General features: G+C 46.4%; 18 protein-coding genes and 4 tRNA genes. 3 read left to right on the forward strand and 19 right to left on the reverse strand.

All coding sequences use genetic code 11. The annotated features are described in order from the left end of the window. The first annotated feature begins 322 nt into the window (after positions 1 to 322). Positions 323 to 1,639, forward strand: a complete 1,317-nt coding sequence (gene uraA, locus Q0V21_RS08425; protein ID WP_079350713.1) for a uracil permease — start codon at positions 323 to 325, stop codon at positions 1,637 to 1,639. 193 nt (positions 1,640 to 1,832) lie between these two features. Here uraA and Q0V21_RS08430 read toward each other — a convergent pair whose 3' ends face one another. The 6 genes from Q0V21_RS08430 to Q0V21_RS08455 form a co-directional block, all read right to left on the reverse strand. Continuing rightward, entirely contained in the window at positions 1,833 to 2,345 is a 513-nt protein-coding gene (locus Q0V21_RS08430; RefSeq protein ID WP_024633046.1) for an adenine phosphoribosyltransferase, read from the reverse strand. Between the two features lie 36 nt (positions 2,346 to 2,381). Beyond that, entirely contained in the window at positions 2,382 to 4,790 is a 2,409-nt protein-coding gene (recJ, locus tag Q0V21_RS08435) for a single-stranded-DNA-specific exonuclease RecJ (RefSeq protein WP_079350714.1), read from the reverse strand. Positions 4,791 to 4,829: 39 nt separating this feature from the next. Further along, a complete protein-coding gene (locus Q0V21_RS08440; protein WP_285078910.1) occupies positions 4,830 to 5,795 on the reverse strand; it encodes a cation diffusion facilitator family transporter in 966 nt (321 codons plus the stop codon). Between the two features lie 74 nt (positions 5,796 to 5,869). Beyond that, on the reverse strand, positions 5,870 to 6,778 hold the full coding sequence (gene secF, locus Q0V21_RS08445; protein WP_301878366.1) for a protein translocase subunit SecF: 909 nt from the start codon (positions 6,776 to 6,778) through the stop codon (positions 5,870 to 5,872). Further along, on the reverse strand, positions 6,768 to 8,018 hold the full coding sequence (secD, locus tag Q0V21_RS08450) for a protein translocase subunit SecD (protein WP_024633042.1): 1,251 nt from the start codon (positions 8,016 to 8,018) through the stop codon (positions 6,768 to 6,770). Before secD ends, secF begins: the two co-directional genes overlap by 11 nt. Before the next feature lie 91 nt (positions 8,019 to 8,109). After that, positions 8,110 to 8,349, reverse strand: a complete 240-nt coding sequence (locus tag Q0V21_RS08455) for a post-transcriptional regulator (protein WP_175383441.1) — start codon at positions 8,347 to 8,349, stop codon at positions 8,110 to 8,112. Positions 8,350 to 8,572: 223 nt separating this feature from the next. On the opposite strand from Q0V21_RS08455, the gene spoVB reads away from it, so the two are divergent. Next, positions 8,573 to 10,174, forward strand: a complete 1,602-nt coding sequence (gene spoVB / locus Q0V21_RS08460) for a stage V sporulation protein B (RefSeq protein ID WP_301878367.1) — start codon at positions 8,573 to 8,575, stop codon at positions 10,172 to 10,174. Between the two features lie 3 nt (positions 10,175 to 10,177). On the opposite strand, the gene Q0V21_RS08465 is transcribed toward spoVB, so the two are convergent. Then, positions 10,178 to 10,894 carry a YetF domain-containing protein gene (locus Q0V21_RS08465; RefSeq protein WP_079350742.1) on the reverse strand — a complete coding sequence of 239 codons (717 nt, stop codon included), beginning with the start codon at positions 10,892 to 10,894 and terminating at the stop codon, positions 10,178 to 10,180. 228 nt (positions 10,895 to 11,122) lie between these two features. Between Q0V21_RS08465 and Q0V21_RS08470 the strand changes: the two genes are divergently transcribed. Continuing rightward, on the forward strand, positions 11,123 to 11,515 hold the full coding sequence (locus tag Q0V21_RS08470) for a TIGR04086 family membrane protein (protein ID WP_301249186.1): 393 nt from the start codon (positions 11,123 to 11,125) through the stop codon (positions 11,513 to 11,515). Positions 11,516 to 11,645: 130 nt separating this feature from the next. On the opposite strand, the gene yajC is transcribed toward Q0V21_RS08470, so the two are convergent. The 12 genes from yajC to Q0V21_RS08530 all read right to left on the reverse strand — a co-directional run bounded on the left by yajC (position 11,646) and on the right by Q0V21_RS08530 (position 20,137). Then, positions 11,646 to 11,957, reverse strand: coding sequence for a preprotein translocase subunit YajC (gene yajC / locus Q0V21_RS08475; RefSeq protein WP_301878368.1), 312 nt, complete (start codon positions 11,955 to 11,957; stop codon positions 11,646 to 11,648). 68 nt (positions 11,958 to 12,025) lie between these two features. Beyond that, entirely contained in the window at positions 12,026 to 13,162 is a 1,137-nt protein-coding gene (tgt, locus tag Q0V21_RS08480; RefSeq protein WP_094939106.1) for a tRNA guanosine(34) transglycosylase Tgt, read from the reverse strand. 45 nt (positions 13,163 to 13,207) lie between these two features. Further along, positions 13,208 to 14,236 (reverse strand): tRNA preQ1(34) S-adenosylmethionine ribosyltransferase-isomerase QueA, encoded by a 1,029-nt coding sequence (queA, locus tag Q0V21_RS08485; protein ID WP_301878369.1) that lies wholly within the window; start codon positions 14,234 to 14,236, stop codon positions 13,208 to 13,210. 7 nt (positions 14,237 to 14,243) lie between these two features. Further along, positions 14,244 to 16,319 carry a SpoIID/LytB domain-containing protein gene (locus tag Q0V21_RS08490; protein WP_483312367.1) on the reverse strand — a complete coding sequence of 692 codons (2,076 nt, stop codon included), beginning with the start codon at positions 16,317 to 16,319 and terminating at the stop codon, positions 14,244 to 14,246. Positions 16,320 to 16,401: 82 nt separating this feature from the next. Continuing rightward, on the reverse strand, positions 16,402 to 17,412 hold the full coding sequence (gene ruvB, locus Q0V21_RS08495) for a Holliday junction branch migration DNA helicase RuvB (protein WP_024633033.1): 1,011 nt from the start codon (positions 17,410 to 17,412) through the stop codon (positions 16,402 to 16,404). 55 nt (positions 17,413 to 17,467) lie between these two features. Beyond that, positions 17,468 to 18,082: a Holliday junction branch migration protein RuvA gene (gene ruvA / locus Q0V21_RS08500; protein WP_079350721.1), complete on the reverse strand. Its 615-nt coding sequence runs from the start codon at positions 18,080 to 18,082 to the stop codon at positions 17,468 to 17,470. After that, positions 18,079 to 18,582, reverse strand: a complete 504-nt coding sequence (ruvC, locus tag Q0V21_RS08505; protein ID WP_024633031.1) for a crossover junction endodeoxyribonuclease RuvC — start codon at positions 18,580 to 18,582, stop codon at positions 18,079 to 18,081. The genes ruvA and ruvC overlap by 4 nt, the downstream gene beginning before the upstream one ends. A gap of 294 nt (positions 18,583 to 18,876) precedes the next feature. Then, a complete protein-coding gene (locus Q0V21_RS08510; RefSeq protein ID WP_301878371.1) occupies positions 18,877 to 19,569 on the reverse strand; it encodes a BofC C-terminal domain-containing protein in 693 nt (230 codons plus the stop codon). Positions 19,570 to 19,803: 234 nt separating this feature from the next. Next, positions 19,804 to 19,877, reverse strand: a tRNA-Pro gene (locus Q0V21_RS08515). 7 nt (positions 19,878 to 19,884) lie between these two features. Further along, a tRNA-Leu gene (locus Q0V21_RS08520) sits at positions 19,885 to 19,963 on the reverse strand. 14 nt (positions 19,964 to 19,977) lie between these two features. Beyond that, positions 19,978 to 20,054, reverse strand: a tRNA-Arg gene (locus Q0V21_RS08525). A gap of 8 nt (positions 20,055 to 20,062) precedes the next feature. Continuing rightward, positions 20,063 to 20,137: transfer RNA gene (locus tag Q0V21_RS08530), tRNA-Gly, on the reverse strand. Between the last annotated feature and the right edge of the window lie 19 nt (positions 20,138 to 20,156).

Here is a 20,156-nt window from a genome sequence, read left to right on the forward strand (position 1 = left end):
CAACACAGGTTCCCCGTAAAAGTAATTTCCTATAATTATGACGCTTCGCCCGTTTCCCGTCAACTACTGACGAATAAGAGCACATATCCAATTTTTTTATACGTGATGTATCATTCCCGAAAGAGCTTGCCCTGTCCTCCACAGGGCTTCGAGGTCATCCTCAATTACCATATATTATTACCGTTATTTACCGAAATAGAAGGATAGATTGTAAAAATAAATAGAGCTTTCAATGCTCAGCGGAAAAATGTTATTGCTAAATGAAGAGAAACTCTGTACTATATTGAAGATTTGTGTTTCGGAAAAAGGAGATGAACATTCATTGCAACGTGAAATTCAGGTTAATCAAAAAATGCCGCTTGGCTCAGGCTCACTGCTGAGTCTCCAGCATTTGTTCGCCATGTTTGGCAGTACCGTGCTCGTGCCGAACCTGTTCGGTGTCGATCCAAGTATGATCTTGCTTATGAACGGTATTGGAACATTGTTGTACATACTCATGTGCAAAGGAAAGATTCCAGCCTATCTTGGGTCAAGCTTTGCTTTTATCGCACCTGTTTCTTCCGTGTTACTCGCTCACCCTGATAACGGATACCCCATGGCACTTGGAGCGTTCATCGTAACGGGAGTTGTTTTCTGCATTGTAGCTCTTATCATCAAGTATGCGGGCACAGGCTGGATTAACGTCGTATTCCCGCCAGCGGTTATGGGTGCCATTGTTGCCCTAATCGGTCTCGAGCTTGTCCCTGTGGCAGCCGGAATGGCTGGTCTGATCAATTCGAACCCTGCTGAGAACCCCGACTGGGTACCTCAGGCCAAACCGATTATTTTAGCCATGGTTACTCTCGGAATCACTGTGATTGGTGCAGTAACCTTCCGTGGATTCCCCAAGATCATTCACATTCTAATCGGGATTGTATCCGGTTACGTGCTTGGATACTTTATGGGTGAGGTGAAAACCGAGAATATAGCGAACGCTGACTTTATCTCGCTGCCTACCGTAACAACACCGACATTTGACTGGTCTGTCATCTTCACCATTTTGCCTGTCGCCCTTGTTGTCATTGTTGAGCACATCGGACATCTGCTTGTAACGAGCAGCATTGTGGGTAAAGATCTGTCCAAGGACCCGGGTCTTCATCGCTCCCTGCTCGGAAACGGCGTTTCAACCATTCTTTCCGGTTTCGTTGGGTCCACACCGAATACAACGTATGGTGAGAATATTGGAGTTATGGCTCTGACCCGGGTTTACTCGACGTATGTTATTGGCGGCGCAGCTGTCATTGCCATTGTGCTTTCGTTCTCAGGTACGTTCTCGGCACTTATAGCTAACATTCCCGTTCCGGTTATGGGTGGTGTATCTTTGCTTCTGTTCGGAGTTATTGCAGCATCCGGTTTGCGTATTCTGGTCGAACAGAAAGTGGATTTTGCCAAACCGACCAACCTGTTGTTAACAACCCTTGTACTCGTCATCGGACTCAGTGGTACTGAGATCACGTTTTATGGTATTCATCTCAAGGGAATGGCTCTGGCAACCATCGTCGGAATTCTGATGAGCTTGTTGTTTAAATTATTTGAAGTACTGGGTTGGTCGAATGATCAAACGGAGAAACAGCCTTTAACCGAGAAAACGCCGGATTGATTTCTTGCCGACTGATCTGAACGAACCATGTTTATTCATTCTTCATTTTATACATCGTACAACGCAAAAAGCCTGCTCTCTCACCTTTACAGGTTGAGGGACAGGCTTTTTGCAAATAGTTAATGCTGTATATTATTTCCCGGGAAACGGGAGATCCAGTTCACGTGATTTAACAGCAATGAATGCTGGAATTCTAGTAGTTCATCAATGTAAATACATCAATTCCCGGCAATTTTGCACGTCCATTCAAATCAGACAGCTCAATCAGGAATGCTGCACCTACAATCTTGCCACCCAATTGTTCAATCAGGTTAATGGAGGTAGCAATCGTTCCGCCTGTCGCCAGCAGATCATCCGCAATCAGAACATTTTGTCCTTTTTCGATCGCATCTGTATGCATAGCAAGCGTATCCTTGCCATATTCAAGATCATAACCGACTTCGATCGTCTCTCCAGGTAATTTTCCGCTTTTGCGAATCGGAGCAAAACCGACACCCAGAGCGTACGCTAGAGGAGCGCCCACAACGAATCCACGTGCTTCAGGTCCGGCAATAACGTCAATTTTGAGATCTGAAACCATTACTTTCAGCTCATTGATCGCCTTGCGGTACATTTCTCCATCCTTCAACAATGTCGTAATGTCTTTGAAGCTGATTCCCGGTTGTGGAAAGTCAGGAATGACACGAATATAATCTTTAAAATCCAAAATAATCTCCTCCTAAAATAAATGCACAACTTCTATCTAAGATACGCCCTTCATCCGGGATATCATCCATTGTGTCAGTTGAGGGGTAGATGCATCCAGCATCACCTGCTCTGTCTCAGCCATACTTTCCAGCGCCTGATAATGACGCGAGGCGGTTAGCTCACGCTTGGGCGGGTTATCCACAAACATAATCTTTCCATCTTCTCGGGTAATGAACGATAACTCTTCAAATACATCCAACATCATTGTAATCATGCGCGGTGTACAACCACACTGACGACTGAGCACAGGAGTGATCTCTTGTTCCTCCACCGGTTCAGCTCTCCATTTGGACACCAGCATATAAATACGCTTGAAGAGTTCTCTGGAAGGCATCTGAAGGCGATCTCGGCGGTTGCCTGATCCGTGCAGAAGGATGATATTCTCGGCTCCGCTGAATAAGGCCAGCATTGCATCAAGTTGTTCCGGGGTTTCCGGCGTATCAAACACAAATAACGTCCGGACCTGTTCCTGCCCATAATGCTGCGCGGCAGCATTGCACGGAAACAACCCGACCTTTCTATCATATACCCAAAGGCACGGTTCATACAATGAATTTCCCTCGGAAACATTCGTTTCTTTCCGTACGATGGCACCAATAGAGCCTGACTTGTATCGTAAATGGACTTCAAGCGAGCTCAAGAACTGCTTCATTGCGTTCAAAGGCTCCGTACTGCCTCGCAAATCAAACACTTGCGCATGTGGTACTTGAATGTCCTGAAGCATCAATTGTGGTTTTCTCATCCCGTTCCACTCATTGACGGACAACTCACCCATAACATCAATGATGGTGCCTGGTGGCAGAAAATCAGCCAATGCTCCCTTACCAAAAGCGACCGTCTCCAGCTGCTGCCCGTCCTGCTCCAAAACCAATTTCAGATGGCGTTTTTCGCGTCCCATCGTCCGTGTTTCTTTTACAGTCACATTGCGCAAAACAAAACGAGGAGAAGGATTATTCATGCCAAATGGCTGGAGTCTGTCGATCTCTTGAATGACCTGCAATGGCACATCACTGATTCTGCACTCATCATCCGCAAGACGATGGGGAACAAAGTCCTCCTCCGTCAGCACGGATGCCGCAAACTCATTCAGTCCGTCTTCCAGCTCTTTAAGCTGATCACGATGGAGGCTCATACCTGCTGCAGCTGGATGACCACCATAATGATCCATCGTGTGTTTACAAGCCGTTAATGCCTCATAGATGTCCAGGCCCTCTATGGAGCGTGCTGAGCCTTTACAAGCGCCGCTCTCCGGGTCGATTCCAAGGATAAGCGTTGGCCGATAATACCGTTCAAGTAACTTGGAAGCCACGATACCTACAACTCCAACATTCCAGCCTTCTCCCGCCAAAACGATGACATCCGGCACTGCTCCCGAGTTAAGCTGAATTTTCTGTTCCAACTGGGCTGTCGCTTCCAGAAGTATGCCCTCAACAACCTGCTGCCTTTCACGATTCAGCAAGTCCAGTTGACCTGCCAGAGTGTGAGCCTCATCCAGATTCTCGGTTGTGAGAAGCGATACGGCTCTGCCAGCATGATCCAGACGTCCGCTTGCATTAATACGCGGAGCCATTGCAAAAGCAATATTAATGGAGGTGACCTGACTTTGATCCACACCACTAATTTCAAGCAGAGCACTTACACCAGGCAGACGCGTACCTCGCATGGATTCAATGCCATAACTGACGATAACCCGATTCTCGCCTTCCAAAGGCATCAAGTCGGCAACCGTACCGATCGCGGCAATCTCCATCCATTCTCCAGGCACTTCACCGATCAATGCCTGAGCCAGCTTCAATGCTACACCCGCACCAGCTAACCCTTTAAAAGGATAAGGACAGTCCGGAAGCTTGGGATTAATAAGCGTATAAGCCTCAGGTAAAACTTCAGGCGGTTCATGATGATCCGTCACAATAACTTCCATGCCCAGTGTTGAAGCATAAGCAATCTGCTCTACCGCACTGATTCCGGTATCTACCGTGATAACCAGCGTGACGCCTTGTTGATGAGCCCAATCCAAGGCATGATTGTGTAACCCGTAGCCTTCATTGGAACGATGAGGGATATAAATATCGTAGGAAGCACCGAGATAACGCATCAGATGAATCATCAGGGATGTGCTCGATACTCCATCCGCGTCATAGTCCCCATATATTAAAATATGTTCTTCACGCTCAATGGCCTGCTGGATTCGAGGCACTGCTTCTTTCATGCCTAGAAGCAGATAAGGATCATGCATCTGATTCAGATCAGGATGCAAAAACTGTTCTGCCTCTAATTCATTATGAACCCCCCGACTGACCAGCAAACGTCCAACAAGTGATGAAACGGAAAGCGCCTGCGAGAGTCCCGCAGCCGCCTCCAAATCGATATTCGGTGTATTCCACCGGTATTGCGAATAAAGCAATGATAACGCTCCTTTCCTGATCTACTGGACCAAGCTTCATTACTGAATTAATGTCGCTTCAGGATCTGGCAGTTCATGATTGGATTTATAAGGATATCCGGGATCATAAGGTATAACCTGGATCTGTACTTCTTTAACATGACTGAAACGAGTCAGAAGAAGTGTCTTCGCCCTATTCGCAATCTCCTGTGCCTCGAGCACAGAAATTCTCGGGTTCACACTAATGACCAGTTCAATCGTAACATCATGTTCCTGTTCACGTGCGACCAGATGTTCAATTGTAATAATGCCATATACACGCTGCACCGTTTCTTTGAAGTCATGCGCTTCTTCCTGCTCCAGTTCCTGAACAAGCGAACCATATACGGTATCCACAATCATTCTGTACCCTTTATGAAGCACAAAACAGGAAGCGATTAATGCAGCTGCCGGGTCCATATATCGAAGAATGCTCCACCCCGTTGTTTCTCCTGTCATGGAACCTACAATGCCGACCAAGACGATAAGTGAACAGTAGAGTGCCCGACGATGCTGCTGTGCATACGCCAGAGCCTGCGATTGATTTCGTTTACGGAAATATCTGTATTGATATTGAAAGATTGCTTCTTTCACAGCCAGTGCTGCAAAAGCCACGACAAGTGCATGGGTATACTTCTCTAGCGACTCTGGTTCATCTCCAGACAGACTACCCAAAGCGGAGATAGCAATCTGCAATCCTCCCATAAGGATGAGCACAGACAATAATACCGAAATTCCAGGTCTCGCGATACGTGAATGTTCCTTTGACCGCTCCCTACGAGCCTTTCTTTTGGTTTGTACAGACTTCGAGGGAAAGAGGCCGGACAATGAAGAAGCAGCTTCTGAAGCAGAGTGCAGGCCGTCTGCAAGCAACGATTTGCTGTTTGCCATATAACCGAACCCAGCCTTGATTACTGCGAGTGTCAAATTCCCGGCGATCCCGCTCCACGTGGCAGCGTGAACAGAAGGGAAACGTTCTCTGGTCATGGCGATGCCCCCCTTAATACTCTACCTAAAGTTGCAAAACCGCGCCTGGCAGACGCGGCTTGACAATACAATGTTTAGTTGGATGCTTTGACAGCTGCTTTAGGTTTCTCTGTTTGTTTACCTTTGAGCGCCAGCCACAATGGAGCGGCGATGAAGATTGAAGAATACGCACCGAACAATGTTCCGATGACCATAGCAAGTGAGAACATGCGAATGGATTCTCCACCAAAAATAAACAAGCAGAGCGAAGCGATAAACACGGTGAATGTGGTATTCAAGGAACGTGTCATCGTTTGCGACAAACTGCGGTTGACTACTTCACGCAAATCGGCTTTTGTAGTCTTTTTAGCAAAACGCATATTCTCGCGAATTCGGTCAAAGATAACGATTGTATCATTGATCGAGAACCCGACAATGGTTAGTACAGCCGTAATGAAGGTCAGATTCACTTCCAGTCGGAAGATCGAAAATACGCTGATAACTACAAATGCATCATGGAAGAGCGAAACAACAGCAGCCACACCAAATCGCCATTCGAACCGGATAGCTACATAGATCATAATCCCGATACTTGCGATGAGAACCGCATATATGGCATTGCGTTCCAGTTCTTTAGCCATCTCCGGGTCAACCGTGTTGACTTCATACGAAGCGGTTGAATCCAGCTTGGTGAACTCTTGCTTAAACTTGCTTTCCTGATTCTCATCCAGCACGTTCGAGAAACGAACGTTAACCCGGTCAGCACCTGTTGTAATATGAACATCCTTTGTGTCAACGCCAAGATCACTAACAATGGGTTTAATTTGTTCCGTAGTGATCGCTTTGGATACCGTAATATCTACATTTGAACCTGAGCGGAAATCTACCGCATAATTCAATCCCAGGGCCAGAATACTGATAATACCTGCAATCGTTAAAATAATGGAAAAGGTATAGGCAATTTTACTGCCTTTAACATAATCAAAATTCCAATTAAAGCGCACGAATTTCACTCTCCTTCACTCCGAAGTACTTAGGCTTCTTCAACACGTTAGCCCGCACAAGCAGGGTCAACAGGAAGCGGGAGAAGAAAATATTCGTGATAATACTGGTTACGATGTCAAAAATCAGTACCAATGCGAAACCTTTAACCGCACCTGTACCCATGATGAACATCACTGAAGCCGCAATGATCGTCGTGATGTTGGAGTCAATGATGGTACGGAATGAACTCTTACCACCAGCTCTAACCGATGACAATATGGACTTACCACTCCGCATCTCTTCCTTGATCCGCTCATACGTGATGATGTTGGCATCCACGGCCATACCTATACCCAGGATAAATGCCGCGATCCCTGGAAGGGTAAGTACAAATTCTCCCAAGTAGAAGATTGCAAGTACCAGCCACGTGTGTGTGATTAAGGCAAAGCTCGCAATAATCCCCGGAATACGGTACAGACCAATCATGAACACCAGAATAATCACGGAACCGATTAATCCTGCTTTAATCGTCTGATCGAGTGACAATTTACCAAGAGTTGCGCCTACGCTTTGGGAGTACTTCTCCGTAAGTTTCAAAGGCAATGCACCCAGGTTAATGGTATCACGTAGCTGGTTCGCTTCTTCACGAGTATACGAACCTGAGATTTGAGCAGACCCATCAGTCAATTGTTGTCTAACTTCTGGTGCTGAAAGCAATTGATCATCCAGATAGATTGCTAAAGGTTGATTGATCAAACGTTTTGTGATTTCAGAAAATTTGGCTTTATCTTTTACTTTAATGTCGATCATCGGCTCATTTAATTGAGTGAAGACAACCTTAGCCGCATTTTCGACAAACTCATTACCGCGAAGCTCAATTTTGGAGTACTCGCCTTCTTTGTCGTTCGGAGCTTTACTCCGGAATGTCAGAACAGCGGGTTCTTTCATTTTGGCTCTGACCTCAGCCTCGTCGGTAACCCCGGCCAGCTTCAAGCGGATCCGGTTTGTTCCTTCAGTTGTTACTTCCGGCTCGCTTGTTCCGAGCGCATTGGCACGGCTCTCCAAACTTTTTGCTGTTTGCACCAAAGATGCTTTGGTGACTTCTTGTCCTTTTTCCAGCGGCTCTGCTTCATATAAGATCTCGTAGCCTCCCTTTAAATCAAGGCCCAAGCGTATATTTTTGAGCAGCCCTGGACTTGTGCCCAACATTACTCCTGCGGTCACAAGCACGACCAAAATGAAACTGACGATTCTTTTCATGCCGTTCCTAGATCCCCTTTCGTTCTCAATATTCCTATTATAGCGATGCCGTAAAAAGCAGTCAATTTCCAACAAAAAAGATCCCTTTCGTTTAGAAAGAGGACCCCCGGTATGCAGACACGGTCATAAAGTTCATAAAGCTTGTTGCTTTCAGTGACAATATGTCGTTCACCAGTTGGTGAAGCGGTGGAATGCCCTGCTTTTCATATTTATGACTGATGCAATTCCAGACATCTTTGCTGGTGACATATTCGTACCCGACAAGCCTTAATTCCTCTGCTTTGCTGCGGCAGAGCATCTCTATAGACTGTTCCAACTCCACATCATTCATTTCCTCCAACGGGGAGCCTCCCTTCATACATCCAAGCCTTTATGCGGCATCAATATTACATCATTCGACTTTACCCGATCATATTCCTTCTTGCTGTTGATGGATCTTTTTGTTAATCGTGTCCAAGTTGTCATGAGAAGATATTGGACTGGCATAGGATGAAGAACGAGGGATTTGTCCCGTTTATGAAAACCTGCACTCCAACCGGGAAAGAGGGGTAGTCTTGAAGAAACAGACATTTATCCAGGGAGCCATGATCCTGCTCGCCGCAGGCATTATTAATCGGATTCTCGGTTTCATCCCGCGCATTGTGCTGCCACGGATCATCGGTGCAGAAGGTGTTGGCATCTACCAACTGAGCTATCCCTTTTTCATCGTACTCGTCACATTGATCACTGGTGGTATTCCATTGGCGGTAGCCAAGCTCGTAGCCGAAGCCGATACAGGTGCCAACCGTTATTCACCCCAACGGATTCTGCAAATCAGCCTGAGCTTCACACTGACCCTTGGTGTTGTGTTTATGTTTTTGTGTATTATTTTCGCTCCATGGGTCACCCGGTATGTTCTGACCGATGAGAGGGTCTATCACACGTTTGTCAGCATGAGCCCTATGATTGCCATTATCGCCGTATCTGCAGTCTACAGAGGTTATTTCCAGGGAAAGCAAAACATGATGCCTACGGCTGTTTCATCGATCGTTGAAACGGTCATTCGCATTATCTGTGTGATCTGGTTCTCCTGGCTCCTTTTGCCCAAAGGAATTGCCCAAGCAGCAGCAGGAGCCATGCTGGGAGCCCTTGTTGGCGAATTCGTCGGTATGCTCGTATTATTGTGGAACTATGCCAGACAGAAGAAATATCTCGAGCAACATCAACCGATACTCGAAACTCCAATCAAACCCAAACCTGCTCTTTTAAAAAACTCAACCGGATCAGAGCCTGGACTTCTCCGTCGTTTACTCGCGATTTCCGTCCCCGTAACTGCCGGACGGTTAGTTGGTTCCCTATCCTATCTCGCTGAGACGATTGTAACCGCACAGAGTCTGGCTATTGCAGGTATCTCCAAAGGGCTTGCAACGGCCCAGTATGGAGCATTACAAGGCATGATTATACCGCTACTTCTACTGCCGGGAGCATTAACATCCTCGTTAGCCACGTCACTTGTTCCTTCATTGTCTGAAGCCTCGGCTCAAGGTGACCGTGCGCTCATTCATAAACGAATGCATCAGGCTTTGCGGCTAGCGCTTGTAACAGGTGCTCCATTTTCTGTGTTTATGTATGTGCTTGCCGAACCGATGTGTCTTGTCCTGTATAATGATGCATCGATTGGAAGCATGCTTAAGCTCATGGCTCCTTTTGCTTTGTTTATCTACATTCAAGCTCCTCTTCAAGCCGCTCTTCAGGCACTTGATCGTCCGGGGAAGGCACTGCTCAATACGTTTATTGGTGCTGTCATCAAAATCACGTTGATTTTGGTACTCGCCTCCCGGCCGGAATACGGTATTTTTGGTGCAGTGATTGCCATTTGTGTCAATTCAACAGTCGTTACTCTTTTACATGCAAGAAGTGTGCGCAGCCTGTTACAGTTCCGTTTCAAGATGATGGATTGGGTCAAAACAGGTGCTGGTATGCTCATCATGGGCGGCGCTACTCTGGTGATTTACGAACAGACTGCGACCCTGCTTCCGTTCTGGCTCAGAATGCTTCTCGCGCCTTTTGTTGGTCTGATCGTTTATTTCATGGTTATGGGCTGGACCAAAATGATTGACTTTCACGATCTTTCCCGTGCTCCCATTATCGGTTCCTGGTTTAAACGCCGTTCTTAGAGTTCATTTATCTTTATCATCTTTGGAACTCACGTAAATTTTCCCGTTATGATCAATGGAACAGATAAACACGTCTTTAAAGTCCATAATACCTTTGTGCTGAATTTGATTTTTAAGCCAAAATCTGGTTTTCTCGATCAGTTCGAGGTTCTGGTCCTGAACTTTTCCATCCATGATTAATGGCAATGGCAGCCCTTCATATTTGATATTTTCAAGGCCTTCTATTTTGTTATTTCGCCCTTTTTGTTTGGAATTAGAGCCTGTCGAACCAGAGCCTGAAGAGCCACTGTTTCCGTTTGAAGAGCTCTGACCTTTTGGAAAAACAGTTAGCTTGCCTGTGGTCTCCAATATGGCAAATTCCACTTCACCAATACTGTCTATATTTTGTTCCCGAAGCTGCAACAGCAGGTCATCCAGGTTGTAACGCTGCTTGCGCATCTCATCTCGATGTAATTTACCTTTGTAAATTAACACGGTTGGCTTCCCATCGATCATCAATCGAAGCTTGCGGCTTTTGAGACTGAGAAAAGCCATGGCAATCTGCACTACCAGTACGGTCAGCATCGGTACTATTCCGTGGGATAACGGCTTATTGGTATCTTCGATGACAAATGCCGCAATCTCTGCAAGCATGATGGATACGACCAGATCAAACATTGACAGCTTCCCGATTTCACGTTTACCCATTATCCGAATAGACCCATAGACAATAAAGTACATTAGTATGGTTCGAAAGATATGTGCTCCGACATCTGAGAAATTCACAACAGGGTTCCTCCTTCGGATCTGAATTTTATACAGGTACCTGAAGCGTAATCCCTATTTTGGCCTGAAGCTTACATGCTCATGCAAATATAAAGCGTTCATTTAATGGAAAATTCAGTTCATAAGTCGGAGGGCTTGACCATACACTGTATTAATTTCAAACTTGTACAAGGGGGTTGCTTCATGCAGTTGATTCGCCGAATGGTTTCATTTCGAATGTCTAACCCGATTCTTTCGGGCCTCTGTCATGCTTTTGTGTGGATGATGTTAGGTGCATTGATTCTATCCTTCTTTCTCTGGATGACCGGAATGCGGGAACAAGATCTTTCCCTGTATACGTACGTTGTACATGGCTTGTCCTTGTTGGTGGGAGGATTTGTATCTGGCAAGAGGTCGGGTGAGCGAGGCTGGTACCACGGAGGGATTACCGGAATCGTTTACGGACTAATTGTATTGATGATCGGATTTCTGGCACTCGACGCCTCGTTTAATTGGAAAGACAGTCTGCAGCTTGCAAGTGCCTTCCTGATTTCTGCACTAGGAGGAATATTTGGAGTCAACACACGAAGATCATAGAAGATCGGGCTATAACGGTTACTTAAAAAAGAAAAAGAGAACCGGGTCTCCAAGGAGATCCAGTTCTCTGACAATGAAGAATACGCTGCAAACGTACTCATAGCCTTACAGGCTTTTTAACATCTAGGATTTATTCAGCCGTATCGCGGGCAACTGCACTGCTGATCGCATTACGATCGAAAGTCAGTTTAGTTACATCGTTTACACGCAGTACAACCACATCATCCGTGATTTCAGCGATCGTTCCGTGAAGACCACCGATGGTAACAATTTTATCGCCTTTTTTCAATTGACCTAACATGGAATTACGTTGCTTTTGTTTTTTGTTCTGTGGACGAATCATCAAGAAGTAAAAAATCGCAACCATAAGTACCAAAGGTACTATCAGAGATACAATTCCACCGCCTGCTTGAGTTCCCGCTAAATTCATACCCTGAAACATTCAAACTCCCCCTTATCGACTATACTTACAAGTAAAACTTGTTACTTCGGCTCCGCAAAAACCCCTGATCAGAAACCTCTGTCATTGTCATGAAGACCATATTGATCGAAAAATTCATCCCGGAAATCAAGCAAACGATCTTCCATTATGGCTTTACGCACATTGCGCATCAAATTCTGCAAGAAATGAAGATTGTGGATGGTCGTCAAACGCAAGCCAAACGTTTCATCCGCTTTGATTAAATGACGCAGATAAGCTCTGGAATAGTTACGGCAAGTGTAGCAATCACATTCAGGGTCTAGTGGCCCAAAATCAGTTGCAAACTTGGCATTACGAACTACCAGACGTCCTTGGCTGGTCATTGTAGTTCCGTTACGGGCAATTCGAGTAGGCAGAACACAATCGAACATGTCCACTCCGCGAATCGATCCCTCAATCAATGCATCGGGTGAACCAACACCCATTAGATAGCGTGGTTTATTGGACGGCAACAAAGGAACGGTGTAGTCCAACACACCATACATCAAATGTTTCGGTTCTCCAACACTCAGTCCACCAATAGCATACCCCGGGAAATCCATGGAAGTCAAATCTGCCGCGCTCTGGCGGCGAAGATCTTCATGCATGCCTCCCTGTACGATAGCAAACAGCCCTTGATCATTTGGACGAGCATGACTTTCCAGACAACGTTCTGCCCAGCGACTCGTTCTTTCAAGTGATTTTTTTACATATTCATACTCTGCCGGATACGGCGGGCATTCATCAAATGCCATCATAATATCGGAGCCCAGTGCATTCTGAATTTCCATTGCCACTTCAGGCGAAAGAAACTTTTTGTCCCCATTGAGATGGGAGCGGAAGTTAACGCCTTCCTCCGTAATTTTGCGCATCTCACTCAGAGAAAACACTTGGAACCCGCCACTGTCAGTCAAAATCGGACGATCCCAGTTCATAAATTTGTGCAGTCCGCCTGCCTGACGTATAATTTCATGCCCAGGTCTCAGAAACAGATGATAGGTGTTACTCAAAATGATTTGAGCATCCATCTCTTTCAGCTCTTCGGGACTCATCGTCTTCACCGTCGCCTGTGTTCCTACAGGCATGAAGGTTGGTGTCTCAATAATACCGTGAGGTGTATGTACACGTCCCAAACGGGCTCCGGATTGTTTACAGGTTTTGATATGTTCATACGTAATTGCTGCCATTGGTTTTAATCATCCTCTAAAAATTAATCGTAATACCTTCACAACTTAATAAATCAACATGGCATCGCCAAAGCTAAAGAAACGGTATTGTTCTTTAATTGCTTCCTCATATGCATGCATGATTTGTTCTCTGCCCGCAAGCGCACTGACCAGCATGACCAATGTGGATTTGGGAAGATGGAAATTCGTAAGCATCCCGTCAATCACCTTGAACGTATATCCCGGGTAGATAAAGATTTTGGTCCAGCCGCTGCTCTCTTGCAGCTGCCCGTCTTCAAATTTGCTCCCCACCGTTTCAAGTGTTCGACAACTTGTCGTTCCTACAGCAAATATACGGTTGCCACGTTTTTTCGTTTCATTAATCAGATCCGCCGTCTCTTGAGACAAGGAATAGTATTCCTCATGCATGACATGCTCTTCAACATTATCAACCGACATAGGCCGGAATGTTCCGAGTCCCACGTGAAGCGTGATGAAAGCTATATTAACGCCTTTATCCCGTATCCGGTTCAGCAGTTCATCCGTAAAATGTAATCCTGCTGTCGGCGCAGCAGCCGATCCTTCATGCTTCGCATATACCGTTTGATATCTTTCGCGGTCATCCAGTGTCTCTCTAATATAAGGAGGCAGCGGCATTTCACCCAGACGATCCAGAATCTCCTGAAAGATTCCATCATAGGAGAACGTAAGCAATCGCGCTCCCATCTCGCCTTCTTCATCAATAACAGCTCTGAGCTCGTCGCTAAAAACGATGACCGAGCCGGTTTTCAGCTTCTTACCTGGTTTAACCAGAGCTTCCCAACGGTCGCCCTCCACGTTTTTGAGCAGGAGCACTTCCGCCTTTGCCCCCGTATCTTCTTTGGTTCCGAACAAACGGGCTGGAAGAACTCGTGTATCATTCAACACCAGCGTATCTCCAGGCTGAAGGAAGTCGATAATATCAGGAAACGTGTGATGGTTAACCTCACCGCTTTCCTTGTTTAAGGTAAGCAACCGGGACGCCGTGCGGTCAAGCAGCGGCGTCTGTGCAATCAATTTCTCCGGCAATTCAAAATCATATAAGTTCACATTCATATTCTATTCATTCCTTAACAATAGTCGCATTTTGATAATAGTGTTTCAATATTGCTTGGTAATCATACCCTTCATCTGCCATGCCTTTGGCACCCCATTGGGACAAGCCCAATCCGTGCCCGTTGCCCTGACCGATAAACATGAAGCTTTGGCCCTGAGTTACAGCTCGGGCTTGACCATCACCACTCATAACCACAAGAGCATTACTGGATGAAGTTCCTGTGCCTGAGGCAGATAGTACAGCAGCATCCTGTGAGCCGGTTTTGCTTGCTGTTTTGCCGTCAGCGCCTAATACAGTATAACTTCCGGTCCCTGCAATATCAAATAAAGTACTCGGTAATCCACCTAAAGCTGAGCGGTATGTATCTGCATATTTTACCGACATAGGCTGGCCATTCGCAGTGACTTCAAGTGCTCTTCCTGATGGCCCACGCTTGGTCACTTCCAGCGTTGAAATCGAAGATGGAACAGTAGAAGTCGTTTTACCTTGCAAGGATTTAACCAATTGAGCTGACGTGAATGGTCCTCTTACCCAAGCATAATCATTGGATTGCGGCACTTTGGCCAGAACAACAACCTCATTGCCTGGATTTATTTTCGCTACCGGTTCAACATTGGATTGAATTAACGGAATGGGACGCACATTGGTATTTTGGGCAGTAACCGTCACTTTGGCTAAACCCGCATCCGTTTTGGTCGTTAATTCTTTTGCATTATCTTCACGAATATAGCCGCTGACTCCTGTACTCAACAGCACATGATACCATGTTTGTAATCCAGCTTGAGCCGATGTGTCTCCCGGGCTGTCCACGTTACTGAACACACCCCCGCCTCCGTTCCATACCTCGGATGGGTCAGCAGTCTGTCCCCCTGCGTTGGAAGAGAATACAGCTTCCACAATCTTACCACCGCTCTTGATAACTTCTCCAGAGGTGGCATCAACCGCGCTGGAGACCTTATCATTCTCTGAGCCCATTCCGTTGTATGCCTGACTGAGCGTGGTATCCACGACATTGGCAATTTTGAAACGGTCCCCTTGTTGAAGTGCATAAGAACGTGCAGCGACAGCCTGTACTTTCAGTGCTTCTGCTGGCCAGGATGAATAAACTTCTGCACCAACGACGGAGTATAAATATTGCTCCAGTGGAACGACATTAACCAAAGCCAAATCGCCACTTACAATGCTAATTTCCATGTTACCGCGATATGTCCGCCCTGAACGTTCCACCACTTTGATTCCACTGCCGTCTCCTTGAACTAACGCCTTGGCTTCACTTCCAGCAATGGTGTAGTGCGGTGCTGTTTTAAGTGTATCCGTACTTAACCCGGCATCCTGACGGATGATAAGTGCAGCACTATTACTGTTTATCGGAGATAGGGATACTCCTGGAACACTGGCTTCCACACTCTTTTTGAATGTTGCCAGCTCAGCATCTGTTGAGGCTTCACCAACCCATACGGTATACCCTTGACTTCCTCCATCCAGTTGAAGCACCGTATAGGCACTAACTCCTGCCGATAAAAAGGACGCTTGCGCTGTTTCTGCCTCTTGAAGTGAACTGTAGACTCCAGCCGATAGACGCTTGCTGCCCGTCACCGCTGGTTTTTGTCCCCCCAGTTGGGCTGCGGCCACCTTTTGCACGCGTGCTACCGCTTGTCCGGCCAACGCTTCTGTAGCATAGTTACCGGTGTAGAGCTGATAGGTTGCTTTACCATTCAGAGACGTTGTAAACAACAACGGTTTATCGCTGGTGGCCTGCAACAATTTCGCAGCTGCTGCTGCCGTTTTGAAATCCCCTGTTTCCAATACTTTGACGCGGAATCCATCCGCACTGAAACGGATTTGTCCTGCCGGAAGGGTTATGCTTGCTCCGCTTTCGGAACTAATATTCCATTTTCCACTCGACTCAAGCGTAATCAATGGTGTAGTCGATTTATACGTACTCCCCAGGTTAGCAAACATGGCTACCCGGATCATCTGTCCATCACTTTCAGCGGCATACACAGGCACTTGCAGACACCCTACCGTCAACAGAGCTGCGGCCAGAACCTTCAAACGCCGACTCCACTTCTTTGTTTGCATTGCTTTCCCCACGATCAGTCTCCTCTCCATGTTTGTCCCAAGTAGTATTTTGAAATGAATCTCTTTGATATATAATCACAATTTATTTGGCATCTCTCGGTGGAACAGGCAAACCCAGATGATGATAGGCCTGGTCCGTTACAATTCTGCCCCTCGGTGTACGTTGAAGCATGCCAATCTGCAGCAGATAGGGCTCGTAAACATCCTCTATGGTTTGACTCTCTTCACCGATCGTAGCGGCAATCGTATCCAGACCCACCGGGCCTCCACGGAAACTGTTAATCATTGATTTGAGCATCTTGTGATCGATCTCGTCCAGACCGCGCGGATCAATCTGAAGACGTTGCAGTGCTTCTTCCGCCAGAGTCTGTGTGATGATACCATCACCCCGTACCTGAGCAAAGTCACGTACTCTTTTTAGCAGACGATTGGCAATCCTTGGCGTCCCACGGGAGCGCAATGCGATCTCCTCAGCGGCATTACCAACAATCTCCACCCCTAGAATCTCGGAGGCTCGTGAGACGATGTAAGCCAGCTCGTCCACCGTGTAGAATTCCAGCCGACTAATAACACCAAACCGGTCTCTGAGAGGCGCAGACAGCAAGCCTGCGCGGGTTGTAGCACCAATCAGTGTAAATGATGGCAGATCAAGACGTACAGAGCGGGCACTTGGGCCTTTTCCGATCATAATATCCAACGCAAAGTCTTCCATCGCGGGATACATAACTTCTTCTACCGTACGATGAAGGCGATGAATCTCGTCAATAAACAGGACATCCCCTTCTTGCAGGTTAGTCAGCAACGCAGCCAGATCGCCTGGGCGTTCAATTGCTGGTCCTGATGTCGTACGCAAGTTAACACCCAATTCGTTGGCAATGATATTCGCAAGTGTTGTTTTCCCAAGTCCAGGCGGGCCATATAACAACACATGATCGAGCGCCTCATTACGCATTTTGGCGGCTTCAATGTATATTTTCAAATTTTCCTTAGCCTGGTTCTGCCCGATATATTCATTCAGATACCGGGGACGAAGGCTGAGCTCCACAGCTTGATCTTCCATCATCAGGTTCGCGGAAATAATCCGGTCATCCATGTTCATCCCTACCTTTTTTATGCGGCTTACTGCTCTATTATAGAGGCAAAATTAATTATCCTGTAAACAGCATTTGCAGTGCCCGTTTCATTAACACATCAACAGAATCAGCCGAAGTAACATCTTTCTTCAGTTTGAGCCATACTTTATCGAGCTCACTGTCGGTATAACCCAGCGCCTTGAGACCTTCACGAGCCTCATCCCAGGCAGAGCCGCTTCCTGCTTCTTCTGAAGGAGGAGCAAACAAACCTGTTGCATACGTAGCAGCACCAAAACCATCCAATTTGTCCTTGAGGTCCAGTATCATACGCTGCGCTGTTTTCTTACCAATTCCCGGAAGTTTGGTCAGGAACGTCAGATTCTCTTGATAAATGGCCGTCACGACATGATCCGGCGTACCGCCAGCAAGTATACCCAGTGCAACTTTGGGGCCAATACCTGATACCTCGATCAGCTTGCGAAATAACTTCTGTTCCTCCCGAGTAGCAAAACCAAACAGCAATATCGCATCTTCACGTACATGGTGATGGGTATACACTATAATTTCGCCCTCTTGCTTCGCAAATGCAAAAGGGTTCGGGCAGAACACACGATATCCGACTCCGTGCACATCAAGCACAATATATTCGTTCTCCAGATGTATAAACTGTCCTCTTAGAAAATCAATCATTTTCGCAATACCTCATTCAACTTGGAATTTAATGTATATGAGTGTGCATGGCACACGGCTACAGCCAAAGCATCCGCTACGTCATCCGGCTTCGGAATCGCCTGTAAACGCAAAAACATTTTGACCATCTCCTGCACTTGCCGCTTCTCCGCTTTTCCGTATCCAACAATCGCCTGCTTAATCTGCATCGGCGTATATTCGGCAATAGGCAGTCCCTTCTGGGCAGCAGCCAGTACCATGACACCTCTCGCCTGACTGACAGACATCGCTGTTGTAACGTTACGATTGAAAAAAAGTTTCTCCAGCGCTACCGCGTCCGGTTTATATTTATCAATCAGCTGTACCATGCCCTCATATACATGAAGCAGCCGTTCTTCTTCAGGGGTATGAGCTTCAGTCTGAATACAGCCATATTGTACAGGGGTTACCTTACTGCCGATTTTATCCACAAAACCAAAACCGACAATCGCAATCCCCGGGTCAATTCCCAAAAAACGCAAATCCATCTCTCCCTTACAAAAGCGAACATATGTATCGTTCATTTCATTATAACAAAAGATAGACCCTGCGGCAGGAAAAACTTTGTCCTTCCTTACACTCGCCTGAATTTCGTGAACAACCTACAATCGTTATTTCCTATATTCAGGTGTTTCGGTCATGGAACGACAAAAAGGACATCTTTCGATGTCCTTCGTTTCACTTCGTATGTTGTATAAGCTGTGATGTCCTTCGAGCAGGTACTTCTCCTCTATCCAATGTAAACAAATGTGTTCAATGCAGATCAGCCTATTTATTTATCCGCCATTGCGGATTTCTTTATTGGCTTCATCCACCGCATAATCGCTGAACGTCGAAATCACACTATCATACTCATCCTTGTCCTGAATACGAATACCCTGCTGCAACTGCTCCAATACACCTTCCGGCAATGAAGTCTCCAACGTTCTTACGTCCATTTGAAAAAAAGTACGGATGATTTTCTCTTCTGCTGGTCGCCCCTCATAAAGGTTGAGATTGCCCACAGCATCTATACTAATATACGCCTGCTCTTTACATAGTGGAGAAAGATCGTCCACATGTTGCTTAACTCGTAACACTGCTGCTGACTCAACCTGAGCATCCCAATCCGGATGTTGAACGAGCAGCATCTTCCATTGAGGAACAGCCATCTTTCCCAATTGTTCCGTCTCTACCCCACATATATATTGCGTCTCCAGCACAACACTCGTTAAACGGTCCGGATCAGACCCGAGTTGTTCCATCAAAGTCTCAATTTCTTGCTCAGACCTTTGTTCATTCGTAGCAGGTCCCATTACGGATACTGCCTCACTGAAATTGGTCGTTAGTAAACGCTCGATCGCAGAAGAAATCGTCAAACCACTGTAAGCCAATATAGCTACAGCAGCCAACGCTGCAGTCATCCATACTGTTCGTTTCCACCGACGCCAGCGTCTCTTGAATTGTTTTTTGAAGTTAAACGTGTTCACATGAACCCCTTCTATCACTTTTTAAACCTATTGTGACCGAAAGACTTGGGGTTTATGCAAAATCAACCTAAGGCATCAGTAATGCGCTGCACTTGAGCACAAACAAGATAAAAGCTATAGTTATTCCCTTATTAAAGGTTTACATGAGTGAAGAGGTTGTTATTGCTCAGCATACTTCAAAATATAAATAAAAAGACAGACTATCTATGAAAAGATAGTCTGTCTTTTTTGAGATCGGGATGACACGATTTGAACATGCGACCCCCTGGTCCCAAACCAGGTGCTCTACCAAGCTGAGCTACATCCCGTTATCTATACCGGCGAGAGGACTCGAACCTCCACGGTTTCCCACTCGATTTTGAGTCGAGCGCGTCTGCCATTCCGCCACGCCGGCGTATTAAGTTATAATGGCGCGCCCTGAGAGATTCGAACTCCCGGCCTTTTGATTCGTAGTCAAACGCTCTATCCAGCTGAGCTAAGGGCGCAAATAATATGGAGCGGACGACGGGAATCGAACCCGCGACCCTCGCCTTGGCAAGGCGATGCTCTACCGCTGAGCCACGTCCGCAAGCGGTAATAAGATAAAA

The organism is Paenibacillus sp. 11B, from assembly GCF_030487755.1.
In the GTDB taxonomy this organism is placed as follows: Bacteria; Bacillota; Bacilli; order Paenibacillales; family Paenibacillaceae; genus Paenibacillus; species Paenibacillus vandeheii.